At 57.7% G+C, this 19,567-nt stretch carries 20 protein-coding genes; 13 read left to right on the top strand and 7 right to left on the bottom strand.

Going from position 1 to position 19,567, the window contains the following annotated elements; genetic code table 11:
- The first annotated feature begins 115 nt into the window (after positions 1-115).
- Both pcsA and GIW48_RS10960 read left to right on the top strand, forming a co-directional pair.
- Positions 116-835 (top strand): phosphatidylcholine synthase, encoded by a 720-nt coding sequence (gene pcsA, locus GIW48_RS10955; protein ID WP_017134682.1) that lies wholly within the window; start codon positions 116-118, stop codon positions 833-835.
- A 263-nt stretch (positions 836-1,098) separates the two neighbouring features.
- Entirely contained in the window at positions 1,099-1,878 is a 780-nt protein-coding gene (locus tag GIW48_RS10960; RefSeq protein WP_236460953.1) for a TSUP family transporter, read from the top strand.
- Here the strand turns inward: GIW48_RS10960 and nudC are convergent.
- Positions 1,846-2,679 carry an NAD(+) diphosphatase gene (gene nudC, locus GIW48_RS10965; protein WP_017139108.1) on the bottom strand — a complete coding sequence of 278 codons (834 nt, stop codon included), beginning with the start codon at positions 2,677-2,679 and terminating at the stop codon, positions 1,846-1,848. The two genes, GIW48_RS10960 and nudC, sit on opposite strands and share 33 nt — an antisense overlap.
- Positions 2,680-2,684: 5 nt before the next feature.
- Positions 2,685-3,497 (bottom strand): crotonase/enoyl-CoA hydratase family protein, encoded by an 813-nt coding sequence (locus GIW48_RS10970; protein ID WP_017139109.1) that lies wholly within the window; start codon positions 3,495-3,497, stop codon positions 2,685-2,687.
- 192 nt (positions 3,498-3,689) lie between these two features.
- On the opposite strand from GIW48_RS10970, the gene GIW48_RS10975 reads away from it, so the two are divergent.
- Positions 3,690-4,979, top strand: coding sequence for a chloride channel protein (locus GIW48_RS10975; protein WP_236472901.1), 1,290 nt, complete (start codon positions 3,690-3,692; stop codon positions 4,977-4,979).
- Positions 4,980-5,020: 41 nt separating this feature from the next.
- Positions 5,021-5,575, top strand: coding sequence for a UPF0149 family protein (locus GIW48_RS10980; RefSeq protein WP_017139111.1), 555 nt, complete (start codon positions 5,021-5,023; stop codon positions 5,573-5,575).
- Positions 5,576-5,581: 6 nt separating this feature from the next.
- Here GIW48_RS10980 and GIW48_RS10985 read toward each other — a convergent pair whose 3' ends face one another.
- Positions 5,582-6,211: a lytic polysaccharide monooxygenase auxiliary activity family 9 protein gene (locus GIW48_RS10985; RefSeq protein ID WP_138450233.1), complete on the bottom strand. Its 630-nt coding sequence runs from the start codon at positions 6,209-6,211 to the stop codon at positions 5,582-5,584.
- A 341-nt stretch (positions 6,212-6,552) separates the two neighbouring features.
- Here GIW48_RS10985 and GIW48_RS10990 point away from each other — a divergent pair, with 341 nt between their 5' ends.
- Together GIW48_RS10990 and GIW48_RS10995 are read left to right on the top strand one after the other, a co-directional pair.
- Positions 6,553-7,809: a 3-phosphoshikimate 1-carboxyvinyltransferase gene (locus GIW48_RS10990; RefSeq protein WP_236460955.1), complete on the top strand. Its 1,257-nt coding sequence runs from the start codon at positions 6,553-6,555 to the stop codon at positions 7,807-7,809.
- A gap of 31 nt (positions 7,810-7,840) precedes the next feature.
- The gene (locus GIW48_RS10995; protein ID WP_017139114.1) at positions 7,841-8,230 is read left to right on the top strand and encodes a hypothetical protein; all 390 of its coding nucleotides are present in this window, start codon (positions 7,841-7,843) and stop codon (positions 8,228-8,230) included.
- Here the strand turns inward: GIW48_RS10995 and GIW48_RS11000 are convergent, their stop codons facing one another.
- A complete protein-coding gene (locus GIW48_RS11000; RefSeq protein WP_236460957.1) occupies positions 8,231-8,830 on the bottom strand; it encodes an NAD(P)H-dependent oxidoreductase in 600 nt (199 codons plus the stop codon).
- 83 nt (positions 8,831-8,913) lie between these two features.
- On the opposite strand from GIW48_RS11000, the gene GIW48_RS11005 reads away from it, so the two are divergent.
- Entirely contained in the window at positions 8,914-9,516 is a 603-nt protein-coding gene (locus GIW48_RS11005; protein ID WP_236460958.1) for a TetR/AcrR family transcriptional regulator, read from the top strand.
- Positions 9,517-9,635: 119 nt separating this feature from the next.
- Here the strand turns inward: GIW48_RS11005 and GIW48_RS11010 are convergent, their stop codons facing one another.
- Positions 9,636-9,872, bottom strand: a complete 237-nt coding sequence (locus tag GIW48_RS11010; protein ID WP_017139116.1) for a hypothetical protein — start codon at positions 9,870-9,872, stop codon at positions 9,636-9,638.
- A gap of 978 nt (positions 9,873-10,850) precedes the next feature.
- On the opposite strand from GIW48_RS11010, the gene GIW48_RS11015 reads away from it, so the two are divergent.
- From GIW48_RS11015 to GIW48_RS11025, 3 genes are read left to right on the top strand one after another with little or no spacing between them, the layout of a single operon-like run.
- Positions 10,851-11,798, top strand: a complete 948-nt coding sequence (locus GIW48_RS11015; protein ID WP_236460959.1) for a SagB family peptide dehydrogenase — start codon at positions 10,851-10,853, stop codon at positions 11,796-11,798.
- A 13-nt stretch (positions 11,799-11,811) separates the two neighbouring features.
- A complete protein-coding gene (locus tag GIW48_RS11020) occupies positions 11,812-13,413 on the top strand; it encodes a carbamoyltransferase C-terminal domain-containing protein (RefSeq protein WP_236460960.1) in 1,602 nt (533 codons plus the stop codon).
- Positions 13,397-14,614, top strand: a complete 1,218-nt coding sequence (locus tag GIW48_RS11025; protein WP_186354698.1) for an MFS transporter — start codon at positions 13,397-13,399, stop codon at positions 14,612-14,614. The genes GIW48_RS11020 and GIW48_RS11025 overlap by 17 nt, the downstream gene beginning before the upstream one ends.
- Positions 14,615-14,673: 59 nt before the next feature.
- On the opposite strand, the gene GIW48_RS11030 is transcribed toward GIW48_RS11025, so the two are convergent.
- Complete coding sequence (locus tag GIW48_RS11030) at positions 14,674-15,345, bottom strand: GNAT family N-acetyltransferase (protein ID WP_017139118.1); 672 nt, start codon at positions 15,343-15,345, stop codon at positions 14,674-14,676.
- A 20-nt stretch (positions 15,346-15,365) separates the two neighbouring features.
- Positions 15,366-16,271 carry a LysR family transcriptional regulator gene (locus tag GIW48_RS11035; RefSeq protein WP_236460961.1) on the bottom strand — a complete coding sequence of 302 codons (906 nt, stop codon included), beginning with the start codon at positions 16,269-16,271 and terminating at the stop codon, positions 15,366-15,368.
- 113 nt (positions 16,272-16,384) lie between these two features.
- On the opposite strand from GIW48_RS11035, the gene GIW48_RS11040 reads away from it, so the two are divergent.
- From GIW48_RS11040 to GIW48_RS11050, 3 genes are all read left to right on the top strand, one after another.
- Positions 16,385-17,599: an MFS transporter gene (locus GIW48_RS11040; RefSeq protein ID WP_170038402.1), complete on the top strand. Its 1,215-nt coding sequence runs from the start codon at positions 16,385-16,387 to the stop codon at positions 17,597-17,599.
- A gap of 81 nt (positions 17,600-17,680) precedes the next feature.
- On the top strand, positions 17,681-18,532 hold the full coding sequence (locus GIW48_RS11045; protein ID WP_017139121.1) for a CAP domain-containing protein: 852 nt from the start codon (positions 17,681-17,683) through the stop codon (positions 18,530-18,532).
- A 161-nt stretch (positions 18,533-18,693) separates the two neighbouring features.
- The coding region (locus tag GIW48_RS11050; RefSeq protein ID WP_236490670.1) for a GAF domain-containing protein at positions 18,694-19,567 on the top strand (874 nt) is incomplete at its 3' end.

A 19,567-nucleotide genomic window follows, 5' to 3' on the forward strand; every position in this document is an offset into this window, starting at 1 on the left:
TACACCGGGGCGGTGAACCTTATTCCCTCCTTCCCGGTCGATACCTGCATTCCCTGGCCAGACTCGACGGCGTTACGTCGTCGGCTGCCCTGTTTCATCTTTTGGAGAGCCGCCCGTGATATCGACCCTGCATGTAGCCAGACTCAAAGCCTGGGGCGCCCACGGCTTTACCGCCACCGGCGTGGTGCTGGCGTTCCTGGCCACCCTGGCATTGCTGGAAAACTCACCCAAGGCCTGCCTGCTGTGGCTGGGCCTGGCGCTGGTGGTCGATGGCGTCGATGGCTCGCTGGCGCGACGGGTGAATGTCAGCACGGTACTGCCCAGCTTTGATGGCTCGGTGCTGGACCTGGTGATTGACTACCTGACCTATGTGTTTATTCCGGCGTTGTTTATCTACCGCTATATCGACCTGCCGGACTTTACCCACCTGTTTACCGTGTCGGTGATCCTGGTGTCGTCGCTGTTCTGCTTCTGCAATGTGAACATGAAGAGCAAGGACAACTATTTTGTCGGCTTTCCCGCGGCCTGGAATGTGGTGGCCTTGTGCGTTTACATCATCCAGCCGGACGCCTGGGTGACCTTGGCCACAGTGATCGGCCTGGCGCTGCTGACCGTGACACCGATGAAGTTTCTGCACCCCTTCCGGGTCAAGCGCTTTATGCCGATCAACATCGCCGTGACCACCATCTGGTTGCTGTGCAGCTTTTTGATGGTGGTGGACTACCCCAATACCAACCCATGGACGTTTGGGTTGTGGTCGGTGATGTCGGCGTATTTTCTGGGGATTTGTGTGTGGCGCACGGCGTTGGAGTGGCTGGACAAACGTCACAGCTGAAGATCCAGAGCAGACGCAGAGCGTCAGAGGCGGCATTCCCACGCAGAGCGTGGGAACGATCACAGCCAGGCGGGCACGGTTTAAAGGTGGGAGCTGGCTTGCCTGCGATGGCGTCGGGTCAGTTACAGCAGTTGGGCCTGCCCTACCGCTATCGCAGGCAAGCCAGCTCCCACATTTGGATCGCGTAGAACAACAAGATACAAGTAAGATACCGGTCTTTGGCGCAGCCCTTTTCTGCGCCCTGCCAATAATAAGCCCTGCCCATGCCCTTCGAACTCAGCGTTGACCTGACCACCCTCGCCATTCTTGCCTGCGTGGCCTTTGTTGCCGGCTTTATCGACGCCATCGCCGGCGGCGGCGGCCTGCTCACCACACCGGCATTGCTCACCGCCGGCATGCCACCGCACCTGGTGCTGGGCACCAACAAGCTCAGCTCGACCTTCGGCTCCGCCACCGCCAGCTTTACCTTCTACCGGCGCAAGCTGTTCCACCCGCGCCAATGGGTACACGCCATTGTCGGCACGCTGGTCGGCGCATTGGCGGGTGCCGTGGTCGCCCACTACCTGCCCGCCGAAACCCTGAACAAAATGCTCCCGGTGATCGTGTTCGCCTGTGGTGTGTATTTGCTGTTTGGCGGCACGCCCAAGGCGCCGCTGGACGCCGATGCACCGATCAAGAAGAAATGGCAATCGACCCAAGGCTTCGGCCTGGGCTTCTACGACGGCGTGGCCGGCCCCGGCACGGGTGCGTTCTGGACAGTCAGCACGATGCTGCTGCACCCCATCGACCTGGTCAAAGCCAGCGGCGTGGCGCGCAGCATGAACTTCGTCAGCAACGCAGCGGCGCTGTCGGTGTTTATCTTCAATGGCTCGGTGGACTGGATCGTCGGCCTGGCGATGGGCTTCTCGGTAATGTGTGGCGCGTTCTTTGGCGCACGCAGCGCAATCAGCGGCGGCGCCAAATTCATTCGCCCGGTGTTTATCACCGTGGTCCTCGGCCTGACGGTGCGCCTAGCCTGGCAACACTGGTTCAGCGTGGCCTAAACGGCGCGCCAGGTAGAGGTCGATCAGGTAACGCGCGATCGAACGTGACGCCGGCAACGGCGGCAAGTCGTGAATGTTGAACCACTGCGCGTCTTCGATCTCATCAGCCTGGGGCACGATGTCACCCCCGGCGTATTCGGCATGGAAGCCCAGCATCATCGAGTGCGGGAACGGCCAGCACTGGCTGCCCATGTACTGAATATTCTTGACCTCCACCTGCACTTCTTCGCGCACTTCACGGATCAGGCAGTCTTCGGCCGACTCCCCCGGCTCGGCGAACCCCGCCAGCGTGCTGTACACACCCGTGACAAAACGCGGCGACCGCGCCAGCAGAATCTCGTCGCCACGGGTCACCAGCACAATCATGCTCGGCGAAATGCGTGGGTAGCTGCGCAGGTCGCAGGCCTGGCAATACATCGCACGTTCGCGCGGCACCTGCACCATGGCCTGGCCGCAACTGCCACAGAACCGATGCTCCCGCGCCCAGGTGCCGATCTGCGCGGCGTAGCCCAGCACTTTGTACAGGGTGTGGTCGCCCTGCAACATAAAGCCGCGCAAACCCTGCCAACTGCAACCTGGCACCTCGGCCGCCGCGTTCAGCTCCAGCAAGTAAACAGGCTCACCGTCAAGGTGGCCGATGCCGTGTTCGGCGAACACCGACAGGTCCTGGCGCTTGAGCCATTCACGCGGGAACAGCGGCCCGTTGGTGTCATGCAAAAAGCCCTCGCGGCTGCGGGCGACGGCCCAGCCGCCAGGGGCGTCGTTGTCCAGCAGCGTTGTGGTAATCCAGCCTGGGGTCATGTCAGTCAATCCACGAATTCGGGTTTCTGCTTACTCATATGGGCCGCGATGGCCACGCGCAGGTCGTTGGATTGCAACATAGCCGAGTTCCAGGTGGCAACGTATTCCAGACCATCATTGACTGTGTGGTCACGCATATAACTGATCATGGCTTTGGTGCCGGCCACGGCAATCGGTGATTTGCTCGCGATTTCATGGGCGATTTCCATTACACCGGCCAACAGGCTGTCCTGATCGGGATACACACGATTGACCAAGCCAATGCTGCGCGCTTCTTCTGCGCCGAACGGGCGACCGGTGTAGGCCAGTTCACGCAACATGCCGTCGCCAATGATGCGTGGCAGACGTTGCAGGGTGCCGACGTCGGCGGCCATGCCGATGTCGATTTCCTTGATCGAGAACTGCGCGCCTTCGGCGGCGTAGCGCATGTCACAGGCGCTGATCAGGTCAATGGCGCCACCAATGCAGTAACCCTGGATCGCCGCCAGCACCGGCTTGCGGCAGGTGTCGACGGCATTGAACGAGGCTTGCAGCTCGAGGATCTTGCGCCGCAGCAAGCGTGCATTGCGGCCCACGTCCTTGCCGAAGCTATTGGCCACCGAGGCCATCATCATCAGGTCGATGCCGGAGGAGAAATGCTTGCCGGCGCCGCTGAGCACCACGGCGCGCACGGCGTCGGTGTCTTCCACCCATTGGAAGATGTCGATGATTTCGGTCCAGAACGCCGCGTTCATCGCGTTGATTTTTTCCGGGCGGTTGATCTGCACATGGGCAACGTTGCCGGTGAGTTCGACGATGAAAGCTTGGTATTCGGACATGGCAGTGATCCCTGACTGGCGAGTAATAAGGCTCGAACTATAACAAGGGAGCATGACGGCGCATCGGCCAAAAACGGGACTGGCAAAAGTAATGAAATGTTGTGGGCGCGGGGTTTATGACCTGCCGATACATTTCACCCAGGCACCGTACTTTATGGGCTATACACTCAGGGCCACTGCCTGGAGCCCGCTATGCCGTCCACCTTTCGTTCATCATTGATTCTGGCCCTGGTGGTCGTGCTGACCGGCATTGGCGCCGGGCTGGGCGGGATGCTGCTGGCGTTACTGCTGCATGGCATCCAGCACCTGGCCTACGGTTACAGCCTCGACAGCCTGGTCAGCCACGAAACCTTTTTGTGGGGCGTCACCGCTGCCGCACCGGAGCGCCGTCTGCTGGTGCTGGTGGTGTGCGGCCTGGTCGCCGGGCTGGGCTGGTGGACGATTTATCGCTATGGTCGCCCGCTGGTGAGCATCAAACAGGCCGTGTCTGAAAAGATGCCGATCATGCCGCGCAAGACCACCCTCGCCCACGCCGTGCTGCAGATCATCACCGTGGCGCTTGGCTCGCCATTGGGCCGTGAAGTGGCGCCGCGTGAAGTCGGCGCGCTGGCCGCGACCTGGCTGTCACAACGCGCGCGCCTGGAACCGCACATGCACCGTTTGATCGTGGCCTGCGGTGCCGGTGCCGGGTTGGCGGCGGTGTATAACGTGCCCTTGGGCGGCGCTGTCTTTGTGCTGGAAGTGCTGGTGGGCGCCTTCAGCTGGCCGGCGGCGGTGATTGCGCTGGCGACCTCGGCGATTGGCGCTTCGGTGGCCTGGATCGGGCTGGGTGCGGAATCGCAATATGCAGTGCCGCATTTTGTGCTCAGCCCGGCGCTGATCGCCTGGGCGGTGGTGTGCGGGCCGGTGTTTGGCGTGGCCGCTTATGGGTTCAGCCGTTTTACCGGCGCCGCCAGGGCCAACGCCGCGCGCGGCTGGCGCCTGCCAGTCATGTCGCTGATCAACTTCACGATTATCGGCGGGCTGGCGATGCTGCTGCCGCAGATCCTCGGCAATGGCAAAGGCCCGGCGCAACTGGGCTTCGACAATGAGCTGACGATAGGCCTGGCCGCCATCCTGCTGCTGGTCAAGGTATTGATCACTGCGAGCAGCCTGCGCGCGGGCGCCGAGGGTGGCCTGCTGACGCCGGGCCTGGCCAATGGCGCGCTGCTGGCGATTCTGCTCGGCGGTGCCTGGAGCCTGGTGTGGCCCGGGGTGCCGCTGGGCGCGTTTGCGATTATCGGCGCGGCGGCGTTTTTGGCCGCCAGCATGAGCATGCCGCTGACCGCGATTGTGCTGGTGGCCGAATTTACGCGCATCGAGCATGACTTTCTGGTGCCGATCATTCTGGCGGTGGTGGGTTCGATGTGCGTGAGCAAGCTGTGTCAGCGCTGGGAAATAAGTGGAAAAAAGCCCGCCCAAGCGCCATCCTCTGCGCTTTAAGCCGCCCACTTCGCGGCGCTCGACGTTTAAAGGATATGCCCATGCTCGCCCAACCCCTCACCCCTGCCGATTTCGACTTCATCGACGAAACGTTGTTGAAATACGGCGACGATCATTCGGTGCTGAACCTGGCTGAACTCGACGGCTACTTCACCGCGCTGGTCTCCAGCCCGGCACAGGTGGACGTGGGTGAGTGGTTCCCGGCGATCTGGGGTGGGCAGAACCCGGCCTGGGAAAACGTCGAAGAAGCCCAGCGCTTCCTCGAGCTGTGCGTGCACCATATGAATACGCTGGCGGCGCAATTGGCCACCGATGCGCAAGGCTTCGAGGCGCGCTTCGATGACACCGAGCACCAAGGTCAAACCGTCACGCTTGCCGAGGAATGGTGCTTTGGTTATATCCGTGGCGCCGCGATTGGCAACTGGCCAGAACTGCCGGCCGAACAGGCGGCGCTGCTGGAGAAGATTTCCTGGTGCGCCGAGCAGGACAACTTCGAACTGCCGGCCGACCTGGATGTAAACGCCCACCAGCAGCGGGTTCGAGCCATCGAACCCGCCGCGCGGGCGCTGCATGACTACTGGTTGGCCCAGCGGTAACAGCGCTTATTTGAAGTCCAGGTCAAACGCCTGGTAGAACGCGTTGCCGGTGTTGGCCACGATCCACATCAACACCACCACATGCCGGCCTTTCTTGCCCTTGGGCAGCGTGACCTGGTGTTCGACCTTGGCCTTCATTTCATCGGCGTGCTGGTAGTACGGCACCTGGGTGTAGAAGTCTTCGAAAAACGGCTTGGCCTCAAGTTGCGCACGGCTGATGCGTTGCTTGGGGTCCCAGCCATCCTTGGTGATCAGCCAGCGATAACCACGGGTGACGTGGGCGGCGGTGTACTCCCACTGCACCTTGAACACCTGGCCAGCCTCGACATTCAGCAACGGCCAAGTGAAGGGGCTATTGAGCTTTTTGCTCATCTCCTCGTCGGTGAAGTTGATGCAATCGCGGTCGTCGGTTTTGCCGCCGCTCAAGATATGCCCGTCGCCAGGCGGTGTGACGCTTTGATCATCGGTTTCATAAGGTGCCGGGAATGGCCCGGCGGCGAGCGATGGGAAGTTTTTACCGCCTTCCATCTCGTTGACTTGCCAGTTGCCGAGCAGCCCACGCTCCACCGCCACTGAACCACGGCTGGCCGGGGTCACCACGCGACCGTGACGAAGTTGGGTCTGGGGTTTGTTCATTTCATTCACTCCTTGATTGAATGTGCCCCGTCATGGGGCACGCCTTGAACTTACCTTGGCGGGCTTTATTGTCCAGTCGCCACTTCTCTCGGAAAGATCTCACGTCGCCCTCGTTTCGCTAAGTGAGCGCCGTTGTCCTGCATCAGATTTGCTGCTTGTCCTACGCCCGCAGGAGTAGTTCGACTACAGGAGCAGTCCATTCCCCGGACAAGTCGGCGACCGCCTCGAAATACGCGCCCTACCACGATCCCTGCTCGACAAGGGTGGCGTGTTTAGCTGATTATTCGGGTCCGCCCGTCGGCCACTCCCTACCGCCTTGCCTTGATCAGGAGCCTTGTACCTTGAGTTCGCAGAAAACCGTGACCGTTACACCGCCCAATTTCGCCCTGAACGGCAAGGTCGCGCCCCCCGGCTCCAAATCCATTACCAACCGCGCCCTGCTGCTGGCCGCCCTGGCCAAGGGCACCAGCCGCTTGAGCGGCGCACTGAAAAGCGATGACACCCGCCACATGTCGGTGGCCTTGCGCCAGATGGGCGTGAGCATCGATGAACCGGACGACACCACCTTCGTTGTGACCGGCTCCGGCAAGTTGCAATTGCCGTCGCAGCCGCTGTTCCTCGGCAATGCCGGCACCGCGATGCGTTTTCTGACTGCCGCCGTGGCGACCGTCGAAGGCACCGTGGTGCTCGACGGCGACGACTACATGCAAAAACGCCCGATCGGCCCGCTGCTGGCCACCCTCGGCCAGAACGGCATCCGCGTCGACAGCCCGACCGGCTGCCCGCCGGTGACCGTACACGGCGTGGGCAAGGTGCAGGCCAAGCGTTTTGAGATTGATGGCGGCTTGTCCAGCCAGTACGTGTCAGCCCTGTTGATGCTCGCCGCCTGCGGCCAGGCGCCAATTGAAGTGGCGTTGACCGGCAAGGACATCGGCGCCCGTGGTTATGTCGACCTGACCCTGGACTGCATGCGGGCGTTCGGTGCGCAGGTCGAGGTGGTCGACGACAGCACCTGGCGCGTAGCCCCCACCGGCTACAGCGCCCATGACTACCTGATCGAACCCGACGCCTCCGCCGCCACTTACCTGTGGGCCGCCGAAGTGTTGACCGGCGGGCGCATCGACATCGGCGTGGCCGCGCAGCACTTCACCCAGCCGGACGCCAAGGCCCAGGCCGTGATCGCGCAGTTCCCGAACATGCAAGCCACGGTAGTCGGCTCGCAGATGCAGGACGCAATCCCGACCCTGGCCGTGCTGGCTGCGTTCAACAACACCCCGGTGCGCTTCACTGAACTGGCCAACCTGCGCGTCAAGGAATGTGACCGTGTACAGGCGCTGCACGACGGCCTCAACGAGATTCGTCCAGGCTTGGCGACCATCGAGGGCGACGACCTGTTGGTGGCCAGCGACCCGGCGCTGGCCGGCACCTCTTGCAATGCGCTGATCAACACCCACGCCGACCATCGCATCGCGATGTGTTTTGCCCTGGCCGGGTTGAAGGTGGCGGGAATCCGCATTCAAGACCCGGACTGCGTGGCCAAGACCTACCCTGAATACTGGAAGGCCTTGGGCAGCCTTGGGGTAACGCTCAGCTACTGAGCCAGCACGTCGGCGTAGGGAGGGAATGCACATGTCAATTCGCCAACCCTGCCCACCCGGCGTCTGCGCTTGCGACCGCGAACAGCTGTTGCAAGCGCCCGGCGCCGACCTGCGCATTCTCAGCCTGACGCGTCAGGAAGAAAAAAAGCTGGTCGAGCGCCTGGAAAACCTCCAGAGCCTGCAAGACCTGGAATACATGCAACAGAAGATGTTCGAGCTATTGGGCATCCGCGTGCAGGTAGCGCCGGGGCACACCGAGGTCAAGAGCATGCGCGGCATTCAGATCAACATCGATGAGCAGCCCGGCCTGTGCCGCAAAACCCGCCAGGCGATTCCGGCAGCGATTCGCCGTGGCATGGAGAAGCGCCCGGAAATCGCCTACCGCCTGTTGGATGCTCACGATCTGTTTCGCGAAGGCTGACTAACCAGCCACCGTTTCGTGTGCAAACAAGCCCTGCCCTATGACTTTCGCGGTGTGCAAGTGCGCCTGCGCAGCGCCGCTTTCCGAATCCAGCAGCAGCGTTGACGTCACCACCTGCGCCCCACAGTAATCAAAAATCCCGTAGTCGATTTGCGTGCGCATGGCCTTGGCATAACCGTGCCGATCAAACGCGCTTTCATCTGCCGCACCCAACGCCAGCAGGTGCACCTGCAAGTGCCGCAGTTTTTTCACCACCGGCGTATCGGGGCCGTAATCAATCGCCCAGCCGTTGACGAACACGCGGTCAACCCAACCTTTGAGCAGCCCCGGCAGGGACCACCAATAAATCGGAAACGCCAGCACCAATGCATCGGCGCGGTCGATGCGCGCCTGCTCGGCGAGCACATCGGCGGGCGGCTCAGCGCGAGTGCGGTGTACGAGGTGGTCAGCGGCGGTATAGCGCGGATCGAAGCCTTCGGCGGCGAGGTCGGCAACCTCATAAGTGTGGCCGCCCGCCGTGAGCCCGGCCGCCACTTGCGCGGCGAGGCTATGGGTGAGGGATTGCGGGTCGTGATGGGCTACAACGATCAGTGCGTGCATGACATTGACTCCATTTCGGGCTAGGCTGGGCGCTAGCTACTTTTAGTAGGTTACGCACCTTAAGTTACTTTTGGTATATAAGCATGTCAAGCGCTGAATCCCCTGCCCCACGCCGCCGCCTGTCCCGCGAGGATCGCCTGCGCCAATTGCTCGACATGGCCTGGCAACTGGTACGCGAAGAAGGCACCGAAGCCCTGACCCTGGGCCGCCTGGCCGAGCTGGCGGGCGTTACCAAGCCGGTGGTCTACGACCATTTCGTCACCCGCGCCGGCCTGCTGGCCGCACTGTATGAAGACTTCGATAGCCGCCAGAACCAGGTGTTTGCCGATGCGCTGGACACCAGCGCCGCGACCCTGCAGGAGCAAGCCTGGGTCATCGCGTCGTGCTACGTCGATTGCGTGTTGTTGCAAGGGCGGGAAATTCCGGGGGTGATTGCCGCCTTGAGCAGCTCGCCGGAACTGGAAACGCTGAAGCGCAAATACGAGGCGATCTTCCTGCAAAAGTGCCGCGACGCACTGGCGCCGTTCGCGCCCAACGGCACTGTTTCCCAGGCAGGCTTACGCGCCATGCTGGGTGCCGCCGAGGCCTTGTCCCAGGCGGCCGCCAGTGGTGAGATCAGCCGTGAGGAGGCGCAGCAGGAGCTGGTGGCGACGATTCTGGCAATGGTCAATCGCGGCTGCGTTTAACTAATTCTTCGCGCACAAGGAATCAAGCGCCGCGACACCCCGTGAAAGCGTAGCCCTCACAGGGTGTTGGGAGTGACCATCTCATTAACCTGTATCTGACGATACGGGCCTCTGTGCAATCAGAACGAGATCTTCTTGCTGCCGACGCCAGGCAGCAGATCACTGCCGCCCCTACGCGCCGTCAACATTTGGCTGTGCGCGCTGAGGTCCTTGGCAGACTGCTCATTGACCTCAGGCTTTTGCGCCGGATCGAATTGTTTTGCATCGCTCATTTCCAGGCTCTTCGGCCTGCCCATCATCTGAGACATCTCAAAATTGCCGTGTACAGATTTAGCGTTGAAGCCGCCAATGTGCATAGATAGAACTCCAATTCAGGTAGAAAGACTGCTGCAACTGCGTTGATCAGCGAGCCTTCTGTGGCGACAATTCCTTATTGAGTTCCAGGCTTTTCACACACGGCACTAGTTTAGAAATAACTGCACCTTGCGCGTAAGATGATCCAAGTGCCGGTCTCGACTGGAGTTTTTAAGAATTAAAGGCATTCCGAGCGCTTCATAACGCGCAATAGACACATCACGCATGGGGATCACAGTCGTTAGGGTAGATGCCAGGTGCAGGTCAATATTAACTCAGACATTCCATATGCCGCGCTTGATGCCTTTGACTAAACTCTTCAAGTCGGGACCCGCAAAGAATAAACATTTAAATTACGACAACGGAACCTTCACTTTAAATGCAACAAAACATTACAGGCATACATGTAGATCAGTATCTTTAAAAATCAACAGTGGAGCGAAACGTAGGAAATATCGATCAGAATCGTCCTATAAGCACCTGTAAAAACAAACCAAAATTCAACCGAAAGACAATACAATTCGAAAAATTAAAATTGACAACCATAATAAACACTCATACGGTTTAAGTGCATCGCAAACCTGCGACGCCGATAACACTGAGGAAGTATATATGAAACGTGTAAGTATAGAGCCGACTCTTAACAATCAATCAAACGATGCGTACCAAACCCCTCACTTCTCAATTAAGATGGTGACGGTGCCCCACTACAAATTCAACCCTAGCTATGAAGGCAAAATTGTCGAGAAATCTAACACTAGAAAACTAGCAATTAAATAACGATGCACCGCCTGAGCTTCGGCTCAGGCAGCCACTAAAATGACTTTCACTAATGGGTGGTCAGACGGCTATGTGTATTGTGAAAAAAAAAATGGCTTTCGAACGACATATTTTTTTTACTCAAAGATGGCGTGACTTACTTGTGGGACTATAGAAACCACGTCCAGTACCAAATTAGTACAAGCGAGTTTGAGCGCTTAGTGAGTTTTTCCTCAGGTGATTTCGTATCGGATACAGCCGATGACATATCGATAGACACATCTGGGATTCTACATGAAGTAAAACCTGACGATGAATGGGGTTGGGATATCCTATCAAAAATATTTCACATTGGGACTTCTCATCCGAATTCTCCAACCCCAGACAAGCCTGAAATGTACATTGAATATGCTAGAAGCTACTTAGATTTTTGCAAGTCCATCCATAAGAGCGAACCAAACATTTCTTTAATAAAAGGAGGAGAAAAAACGTTACTCCCTGCTCCCAACCTCTCAGCTATTAAAGAAGCAAGCCTTTGGGAAACCCTTTTGGCAAGACATACCTGTCGAGATTTTTTCGATGCTTCAGTGTCAATATCATCACTAGCTACCATACTGTATGGAACTCTAGCGGACAAAAAAGAAACCGATTACGATGCTCCGATCGGCGCGCAAAAATTCGGTTTCAGAAGAACCTCTCCTTCAGCTGGGGGCTTACAGGCGACGGAGGGTTACGTATGGGTACGAAATGTCGAAGATCTTGCACCTGGCATTTATCATTATATAAGTGAACAGCATACCCTGGAAAAGGTGCGCGACCTTCCGCCCGAAGTCATATCTACTTATTTATGCGGCCAGCACTGGGCAAACAATCTAGCATTCGCAATTTTTTTCACCTCTCGCTTTGACAAACTCTGGTGGAAATACCCACACTCTCGTGCCTATCGCCCAATGCTGCTGGACGTAGGACATTTATCACAAACTGCAAATTTGTTAATCACAGCGCTCGGCTTGCATCCTTGGTTGACCGGCTACTTTCATGACAAAGAGATAAATGAGCTCTTGGAGGTTAACCTTCCCTCGGAGCAAGTCATTTTTTTGGTGGGCGCGGGACATGGAACGGGTAGTTCGTATACTACAGAAGTCAGAAAACTGCTAGACGGAATCTGATGGAGGACTGAGCATGGCCAATGTAGAACATGATGATACCGTAATTCTCGGCCTGAAAGATGGACATGACGGTGCGGTTGCCCTAATTATTGGTGGGCACTTGGAGTTTTCTATAGAGGCTGAAAAGGATAACGGCCTTCGTTTCTCAAGCGTGACACCTGACGCACTGTTAAAAACTATGAACATGATTAAAAAGCCCGTGGACATAGTAGCTCAGAGTGGATGGAGTAGAGGATTAAACTCAGAAAATGATGCGATTGGTGCAGGTTATTCGGGATTAAGGAACGTCATTTATCAAAAACGTTCAATATTTGGTCAGAACATCAAGTATTTTTCATCTTCCCATGAGCGTTCACACCTTCTATGTGGTTATGGGCTCTCGCCGTACCCACAAGGACAGCCTTGCTACGCATTACTCTGGGAAGGCCATTTTGGTGCATTCTATAGAATCGATGAAAACGTAAATATTACCAAACTAGGTTGTGCACTTGAAAACCCAGGAGACAGATTTGCTTTTTTATATGCGCTCGCGGACCCTACGTTTACCCTTGGAGCGGGACAAATTCGATTGAGTGATGCCGGCAAACTAATGGCGTTGGCTGCTTATGGAAAAAACGGCGATATTGATGAGGACGCAAGGCATATTATAACAACGCTACTTGACAACAATCTCAACTTTAGAAAGCTTCACAAACGCCTTTTCCAGAACAATATATATTATAACATTGGACTCGACGACCCTCGACTTGCAACACTTGCACACCACCTTTCGAATGCAATCTTTAATCTGTTTCGTGATTTTGTACAAGAAATAGTTTTTGATCGCGCTCCTTTATTAATTGTTGGTGGGTGCGGACTAAATTGCGACTGGAATTCAAAATGGATAGAGACGCAACTGTTCACCGACGTATTTATTCCTCCTTGCACTAACGATAGTGGATCCGCAATAGGAACTGCGATTGATGCACTGTTGCATACCAAAGGAATTGCCAAAATAACTTGGTCACCTTATGCGGGTGAACTATCACAAAACGACACAGATAACACAGGCACCTTCATTAGTGAACCCTATGATATACGGCGTGTAGCACGACTGCTTCATGAAGGCTGTATATTAGGCTGGGTGCAAGGCAGATATGAAATGGGACCCAGAGCCCTGGGAAATCGCTCAATATTAGCGGCGCCCTACCCTAGAGAAAATTTAAGCAGGTTAAACAAAATTAAAAATCGTGAAGGATTCCGCCCTATTGCGCCGGTATGTTTAGAAGAGCGCATGTCTGAATATTTCTGCCCGCCTCACCCCTCACCCTTCATGCTGGAGTTTCGAAAAGTTATTTCAGCTAAAATCCCGGCGGTAACGCATGTTGATAACTCAGCACGACCACAGTCAGTCAATAAATCGCAAAATTGTCGTCTGCACCAATTGCTAAGCGCCTATCATGATGTGTCAGGAATCGGCGTACTTTGCAACACCTCCCTAAATTTTAATGGGCGCGGCTTTATAAATAGATTGAGCGACCTGTATCGCTTCGCCAGCGAGCACGACCTCGATGGCTTCGTAATTGAAGACAAACTTTTTCTGAACTCAGATAGACATCATGAAAACGTCAAGTAAGCTTATTTGTGTGCAAGCGCTTTCCAGCCTCTCACTATGGCTTGATATTTTTTTGATTTTCACGATCCCCGTCTATTTGTGGCATGCCTCGCCTTCGTCGATAGCGCTCCTGGCTTTTTGCCTAGGTGCCCCCATGTTGTTTCTAGGCCCTATTGTCGGAACGCTGATAGATCGACATGACGCAAGGAAAACACTGGCATTTGGGGCTTTAGTCCGCACACTGTCTACTTTAGCCCTCGCAGTCTCTCCAGATCTTAAGATTTTTTTGCTTTTCGTTATCTTGAAAGGCGTATCAAACTTATTCTACTTCCCCTCAATAACCATTATGGTTCGGCAACTGATAGTTGCTGATGAGCGCAAATCTTTTTTTAGCTACATCAGTGTATTTGACCAATCCACAAAAATACTTGCGCCGTTACTAGCAGGTATATTGACGATAATATTATCACCAAAGGACTTATTCTTTTTATCAGCCGCTGCCGTTCTTTTGACCTTTCCACTCCTGAGGTCTATCTGCAGGGTCTTCCAACCGAAAATCATCGACGCCTCCACGAACCCCCTTCCACTCTATCGTGACATAGCAAGAGGAATTGCAATATTCAATACCTTACCCTTTCAGCTACGCATCGGCTTTTTGTACTCCCTACTCACTTCACTTGCTTTAGGAATCTACGACCCGCATTTGGCATCCTTCTTAGCCTACGAAGGTTTACCTTCAGTTAATTTCTCAGTCATCGTCTCCGCAACAGCGGCTGGCGCGATAGGCGCCGCACTGCTGGTAAAATTCAAGTTCAGCCATATCGATGAACTGCTACTCCGGACACATGCACTGGTTGTTTTCTCCGCCGCATTAATCCTGACCGCGACCTTAGTATTTTTCCAAGTACCTGGAAGAGCCTATATCTATCCACTGGCTTGGTTTCTTAATGGCTTCGGCTATGAAACACTAATAATATCCTCAAATATAATCCTTCAACAATTATGCCCTCCTGACACTATCGGAAGGGTATCCATGTCTTTCAGAAGCGTCCAAATTTTATGCGTTATAATCGGACCTTCTTTAGGAACACTAATAATAATCGCAGGTGGTCGCCCAGCCCCCTTTATTGTGTCAGCCGGCATAGCATTTTTAACTGCTTCAGTGTCAATTGCCGTCTATTTATATGTGTGCAGAAAACAAGCACATACCCCGGTTAATTAGTACGATCATTCCGATTTGCTGCACCCAATAAAAAACCTCCCAAGAGAGTTTTTTTGAATTCAGTCCCGATACTCACTTACAAACAGCTGTACCTTACGCCCCAATTGATCCAAATGCCGATCCCGCTGCTTCTCGGCATCAACCATCGCGCGCTTGCCGTGTTTTTGCAGCAAGTAGGTATGAATCTGTCGCACCTCCAGCGAGCTATAGATCGCAGCCACGTCCAGCACGCCCATCAAGCCATCGGTGCCGTAATCGCGGGTGTTCATCAACACTTGGGTGCCGCGTGCGCCACGCACCTGAAAGCCGAGCGCTTGGAACGCCGGCACTTTTTCCACTGAGCAGGCCAGCTCTGCGTGGGGGTAATGCGCCAGCACCTCGCCAAGCATGGCGCGGGCCACGCCCTGGCGCCGATGCCCGGCTTGCACCGCCATAAAGGCGATGCCACAGGCGTGCGGATCGTCCTTGACGGGCAGGTACAGGCAAAAGCCGATCACCTGTTCGTCCCGCATCGCCACCACCAGTTCAACCGCGATGCCCTTGGCGCCAGTCAGCGCTTCAAGGTACAGGTGTACCTCATAACCGACGGCATATTGATAGATGTTGTAGAGCAGGTTGCTCGGCGGCAACGCCACACTGCTGATGTCGGTGAGGTTGTCCACCACCATCTGCAGGATCTGGCTGTTGATCGGCTCGGGGCACGCGGTGGTGTAGCGGGTAAGGCTGAACATGCAAATTCCTGGGTTTAGCGTCAAGGCAGCGGTGATTGTACCTGCTGCCCGCACACCTGGCGCAAACAGCCGCGCAACCAGCGGTGGGCCACATCGGCATCCAGGCGTGGGTGCCAGAGCATGGCCACGGTGAACGGCGGCACGACTATCGGCAGCGCGAAGCTGTACAGCCCGTCGCGCTGATGGGCGGTGTAGCGTTCGGGCACGCTGGCGATCAGGTCGGTGTCGCGGGCCAGGGCGATGGCGGTGGCAAAGCCGGCGACGATGGTGCTGATCTCCCGCGTCAGGCCCAGCGCTTGCAGGGCGTCGTCGACCTGGCCACGGTCCAGCCCACGGCGTGACACGTAGACATGCTGGCCCCGGGCAAAGCGCTCGGCGCTGACTTCACCCTGGCTCAGCGCATGGCCGCTGCGGACCACACCGATCAGTCGGTCACGGAACAGCGCCTGGGTCAGCAGTTCGGGACTGGCGCTGGCGTCGACCACGCCAATCGACAGGTCAATACTGCCCTCGCGCAGCAGCGCCGAGTCCTTGTCGCTCTTGTCGACGAAACGCAGGCGCACGCCCGGCGCTTCCTGGGCGATACGCGCGAGCAACGCCGGGCCGAGGTTTTCGACAAACTCCTCGCTCGAGCGCAGCGTGAACGTGCGTACCACCTGGCCCATGTCCAAGGTTTGCGCAGGGCGCAGCACCGCCTGGGCCTCCTGCACCAAACGGCTGACCTGTTCACGCAGTTCGACCGCCCGCGGGGTCGGCACCAGCCCGCGCCCGGCGCGCACCAGCAAGGGGTCACCGGTGGTTTCACGCAGGCGTGCCAGCGCGCGGCTCATGGCCGAAGGGCTCAGGCGCAGGCGCCTGGCGGCAGCGGCGACACTGCCCTCGCTAAGCAACGTATCCAGGGTAATGAGCAAATTCAGGTCGGGCATACGTGTTCCTTATCAGGCGTTTGATGCAGGTATTAGCTGCAACCCATGCGTCTTCCGCCATATTAGGCCACGCCGTAGAGTTGTGTCAGTTGCCTTCACTCAAGGAATCGTCCATGCACAACTCTTCACGCGCCGCGCTCGTCAGTCTGTCGCTATCCATGTTGTTGGCCGCTTTGGGCACCAGCATCGCCAATGTCGGCCTGCCCAGCCTGGCCCAGGCATTTGATGCATCCTTTCATGCCGTGCAGTGGGTGGTGCTCGCCTACCTGCTGGCGATCACGGCGGTGATTGTCGGTGCCGGCCGCCTGGGCGATCGTTGGGGGCGCCGACGCGTATTGCTCGCCGGCTTGCTGCTGTTCGCCGTGGCGTGTGCACTGTGCGCCGCAGCACCATCGCTTAAATGGCTGATTGCCGCGCGCGCCCTGCAAGGCCTGGGGGCGGCGAGCATGATGGCGATGACCCTCGGGATGGTGGGCGACACGGTCACCAAGGCGCGTACCGGGCAGGTGATGGGTTTGCTCGGAACGATGTCAGCAGTCGGCACCGCCATGGGCCCCAGTGTCGGCGGCGTGTTGCTGAGCCTGTGGGGCTGGCGCGCGTTGTTCGCGGTCGGCGTACCGTTGGGCCTGTTGGCCGCCGCCCTCGCCTTTTATTACTTACCGGCAGACCGCCAGGCCAGCGCCCGCGAATCGGCAGGTGCTTTCTGGCAGCCTTTGCAAGACCCGACGCTGCGTGCCGGGTTGGCGATGAGCGCACTGGTGGCAGCGGTGATCATGGCCACGTTCGTGGTCGGGCCGTTTTACCTCTCCCGTGGCCTGGGGCTCGACCCCGCCTGGATGGGCCTGGCCATGGCCGTCGGCCCCTGTGTTGCGGCGCTGACCGGTGTGCCGGCGGGCCGCCTCACCGATCGCCTGGGCAGCCATCGCATGAGCCTCGCGGGCTTGGGGGTGATGGCCCTGGGTGCCCTGTCGCTTTCGCTGACGGCGGGACTGCTCGCTTACCTCGGCGCCCTGATCCTGCTCACAACAGGCTACAGCCTGTTTCAAGCCGCCAATAACACCGCGGTGATGAGCGATGTCGCGCCGACACGCCGAGGAACCGTCTCTGGCCTGCTGAACCTGTCGCGCAACCTGGGACTGATTTTCGGTGCCTGGGCCCTGGGCGCGGTATTTGCCTGGGCCAGCCCCGATGTGGCCCACGCAGCGCCGCCCAGTGTTGCCAATGGCTTGCACATGACCTTCGCCATGGCGTTGGCCCTGATCGTCACCGCCAGCACGTTTGCCTGGGGCCGTAACCGCGCCACGATCTGCCCACAGAACACCCGTTGAGGCAAAAAAACAAAAAAGGCGTTGCCCCAAACCGGGTTACTTCGCGCATCATGGGCACTTTCAAGCTCAAGGGTAACGTCCATGCGCGTGCTGTCATTGATGATGGGTCTGACGACGCTGGCCGCCAATGTGGTGTTCTGCGCCAGCGCGATGGCGAATGAAGAAAGTCAGTTAGTGCAACAGATCAACGAATACCGCAGCCACGTACAACGCTGCGGCAACCAGGGTTCCCAGGAACTGCCACCGCTGGCCAGCGACACCCGACTGGTGCTGCCGGCCACCAATGTCGGCGACTTGCAGCAGGCGCTCGCGCGGGCCGCGTACCCGATGGTGAATGTGCAGGCCATCAGCCTCTCCGGCCCCAAAGACGCCGAGGCGGCGATGAAGGCCGTGCGCGAAAGCTTCTGCCGCGTGGTACTGGACCCGCAATTTGTCGATATTGGCGTGAGCAACAGCGGCCAGGACTGGCGCATCGTGCTGGCGCGCCCGCTGCTCACCAGCGGCCTTGGCGACTGGCAGACCGAGGGCAAAAAACTTCTCGATCTGGTCAACACCGCCCGTCAACAACCACGCCAATGCGGCACCCAGGCGTTTAGCGCGACCACGCCGCTGTCGTGGAATGACGACTTGGCCAGCGCCGCCAACAGCCATTCGCGCAACATGGCTAATGGCAATTTCTTCGACCACCTGGATCATGACGGCCGCACGCCTGGCGATCGTGCGGAACTGGCCGGGTACATCGCAAAAAACATCGGCGAAAACATCGCCGCCGGCCTCGACAACCCGCGCAAGGTGGTGGACGGCTGGCTCGCCAGCCCCGGGCATTGCGCCAACCTGATGAACCCGCAATTTCGTGAATTGGGCGCGGCCTACGCCATGGACCCCAAGAGTGATGCCGGCATTTATTGGACGGGGGTTCTCGGCGCGCAATAGGCGTCTTAGGCCCGACTGCAGGCCTATTCATTTGTATAGAACATCAAATTGCTATCACCTGAATAATCGTGCTGAACTGGCAGCATTCATTCCGGTCTGTTGCTTGTTAGCCTGACCGCTTCAGGCCCTCGACAGACCGTGGTAAACAAGGTGTTTTCGCAATGATGAATTGGCTGCAAAGCAGCAGCGAAATGGCTGAGCGGGTTCGCCAGCATGACTGGGCGAACACGCCACTAGGCCCGCTGGAGCAGTGGCCCGACGTGCTCAAGACCACCGTAGCGCTGTGCTTCGCATCGAGCTTTCCCCAGGCGATTGTCTGGGGGCCGCAGTTGATCACACTCTACAACGATGCATTCATTCCGATCCTGGGCACCAAGCCCGACCCGTTGGGGCGCCCGTTCAACGAGGTGTGGCATGAGGTGTGGGCGGATATCAGCCCCATCGCCGATGCCGCCTTCCAAGGCCATGCCACCTACATCGAAAATTTCCCCCTGGTGATTGAACGCGGCCCGACGCGGGAACAGGCGTACTTCACCTTTTGTTATAGCCCGATTCGCGACCCCGAGGGCAAGGTGGTCGGCATTCTCGACACCGTGTCGGAAACCACCACCACAGTATTCCTCGCCCGTCGCCTGGCGGTATTGGAAGCCATCAGCCACACGGTGGCCAATGCGGCAGATGCCGAAACCATTCTGAGCAGCACCACTCAATTGGTCGCCGAACATCTGCAGGTGAGTAACTGCGCCTACGCCGATATGGACGCCGATGAAGACGGCTTCACCATCCGTGACAATTGGACAGCCCCCGGTTCGCCCAGCATTATCGGCTGCTACAGCCTGGCGGCTTTCGGTGAAACGGCCGTCAACTGCCTGCGGGCCGGTGAGCCACTGGTGATCCATGACAACCTGCGCGAGCTGCCACCAGAAGAGTCAGCGTCCTTTCAGGCATTGGGCGTCAGCGCCACGATCTGCATGCCACTCATCAAAAATGGTCGGCTGACGGCCTTGATGGCGGTACACGATAAAGTCCCACGGC

Source organism: Pseudomonas sp. PA-6-3C (genome assembly GCF_021605825.1).
GTDB classification, from domain to species: Bacteria; Pseudomonadota; Gammaproteobacteria; order Pseudomonadales; family Pseudomonadaceae; genus Aquipseudomonas; species Aquipseudomonas edaphica.

Bases quoted from the DNA above. Each gene is read 5' to 3' on its own strand.
- GIW48_RS10960 (WP_236460953.1), top strand. From the start codon at position 1,099: ATGCCCTTCGAACTCAGCGTTGACCTGACCACCCTCGCCATTCTTGCC.
- nudC (WP_017139108.1), bottom strand. From the start codon at position 2,679: ATGACCCCAGGCTGGATTACCACAACGCTGCTGGACAACGACGCCCCT.
- GIW48_RS10970 (WP_017139109.1), bottom strand. From the start codon at position 3,497: ATGTCCGAATACCAAGCTTTCATCGTCGAACTCACCGGCAACGTTGCC.
- GIW48_RS10975 (WP_236472901.1), top strand. From the start codon at position 3,690: ATGCCGTCCACCTTTCGTTCATCATTGATTCTGGCCCTGGTGGTCGTG.
- GIW48_RS10980 (WP_017139111.1), top strand. From the start codon at position 5,021: ATGCTCGCCCAACCCCTCACCCCTGCCGATTTCGACTTCATCGACGAA.
- GIW48_RS10985 (WP_138450233.1), bottom strand. From the start codon at position 6,211: ATGAACAAACCCCAGACCCAACTTCGTCACGGTCGCGTGGTGACCCCG.
- GIW48_RS10995 (WP_017139114.1), top strand. From the start codon at position 7,841: ATGTCAATTCGCCAACCCTGCCCACCCGGCGTCTGCGCTTGCGACCGC.
- GIW48_RS11000 (WP_236460957.1), bottom strand. From the start codon at position 8,830: ATGCACGCACTGATCGTTGTAGCCCATCACGACCCGCAATCCCTCACC.
- GIW48_RS11005 (WP_236460958.1), top strand. From the start codon at position 8,914: ATGTCAAGCGCTGAATCCCCTGCCCCACGCCGCCGCCTGTCCCGCGAG.
- GIW48_RS11010 (WP_017139116.1), bottom strand. From the start codon at position 9,872: ATGCACATTGGCGGCTTCAACGCTAAATCTGTACACGGCAATTTTGAG.
- GIW48_RS11020 (WP_236460960.1), top strand. From the start codon at position 11,812: ATGGCCAATGTAGAACATGATGATACCGTAATTCTCGGCCTGAAAGAT.
- GIW48_RS11025 (WP_186354698.1), top strand. From the start codon at position 13,397: ATGAAAACGTCAAGTAAGCTTATTTGTGTGCAAGCGCTTTCCAGCCTC.
- GIW48_RS11030 (WP_017139118.1), bottom strand. From the start codon at position 15,345: ATGTTCAGCCTTACCCGCTACACCACCGCGTGCCCCGAGCCGATCAAC.
- GIW48_RS11035 (WP_236460961.1), bottom strand. From the start codon at position 16,271: ATGCCCGACCTGAATTTGCTCATTACCCTGGATACGTTGCTTAGCGAG.
- GIW48_RS11040 (WP_170038402.1), top strand. From the start codon at position 16,385: ATGCACAACTCTTCACGCGCCGCGCTCGTCAGTCTGTCGCTATCCATG.
- GIW48_RS11045 (WP_017139121.1), top strand. From the start codon at position 17,681: ATGCGCGTGCTGTCATTGATGATGGGTCTGACGACGCTGGCCGCCAAT.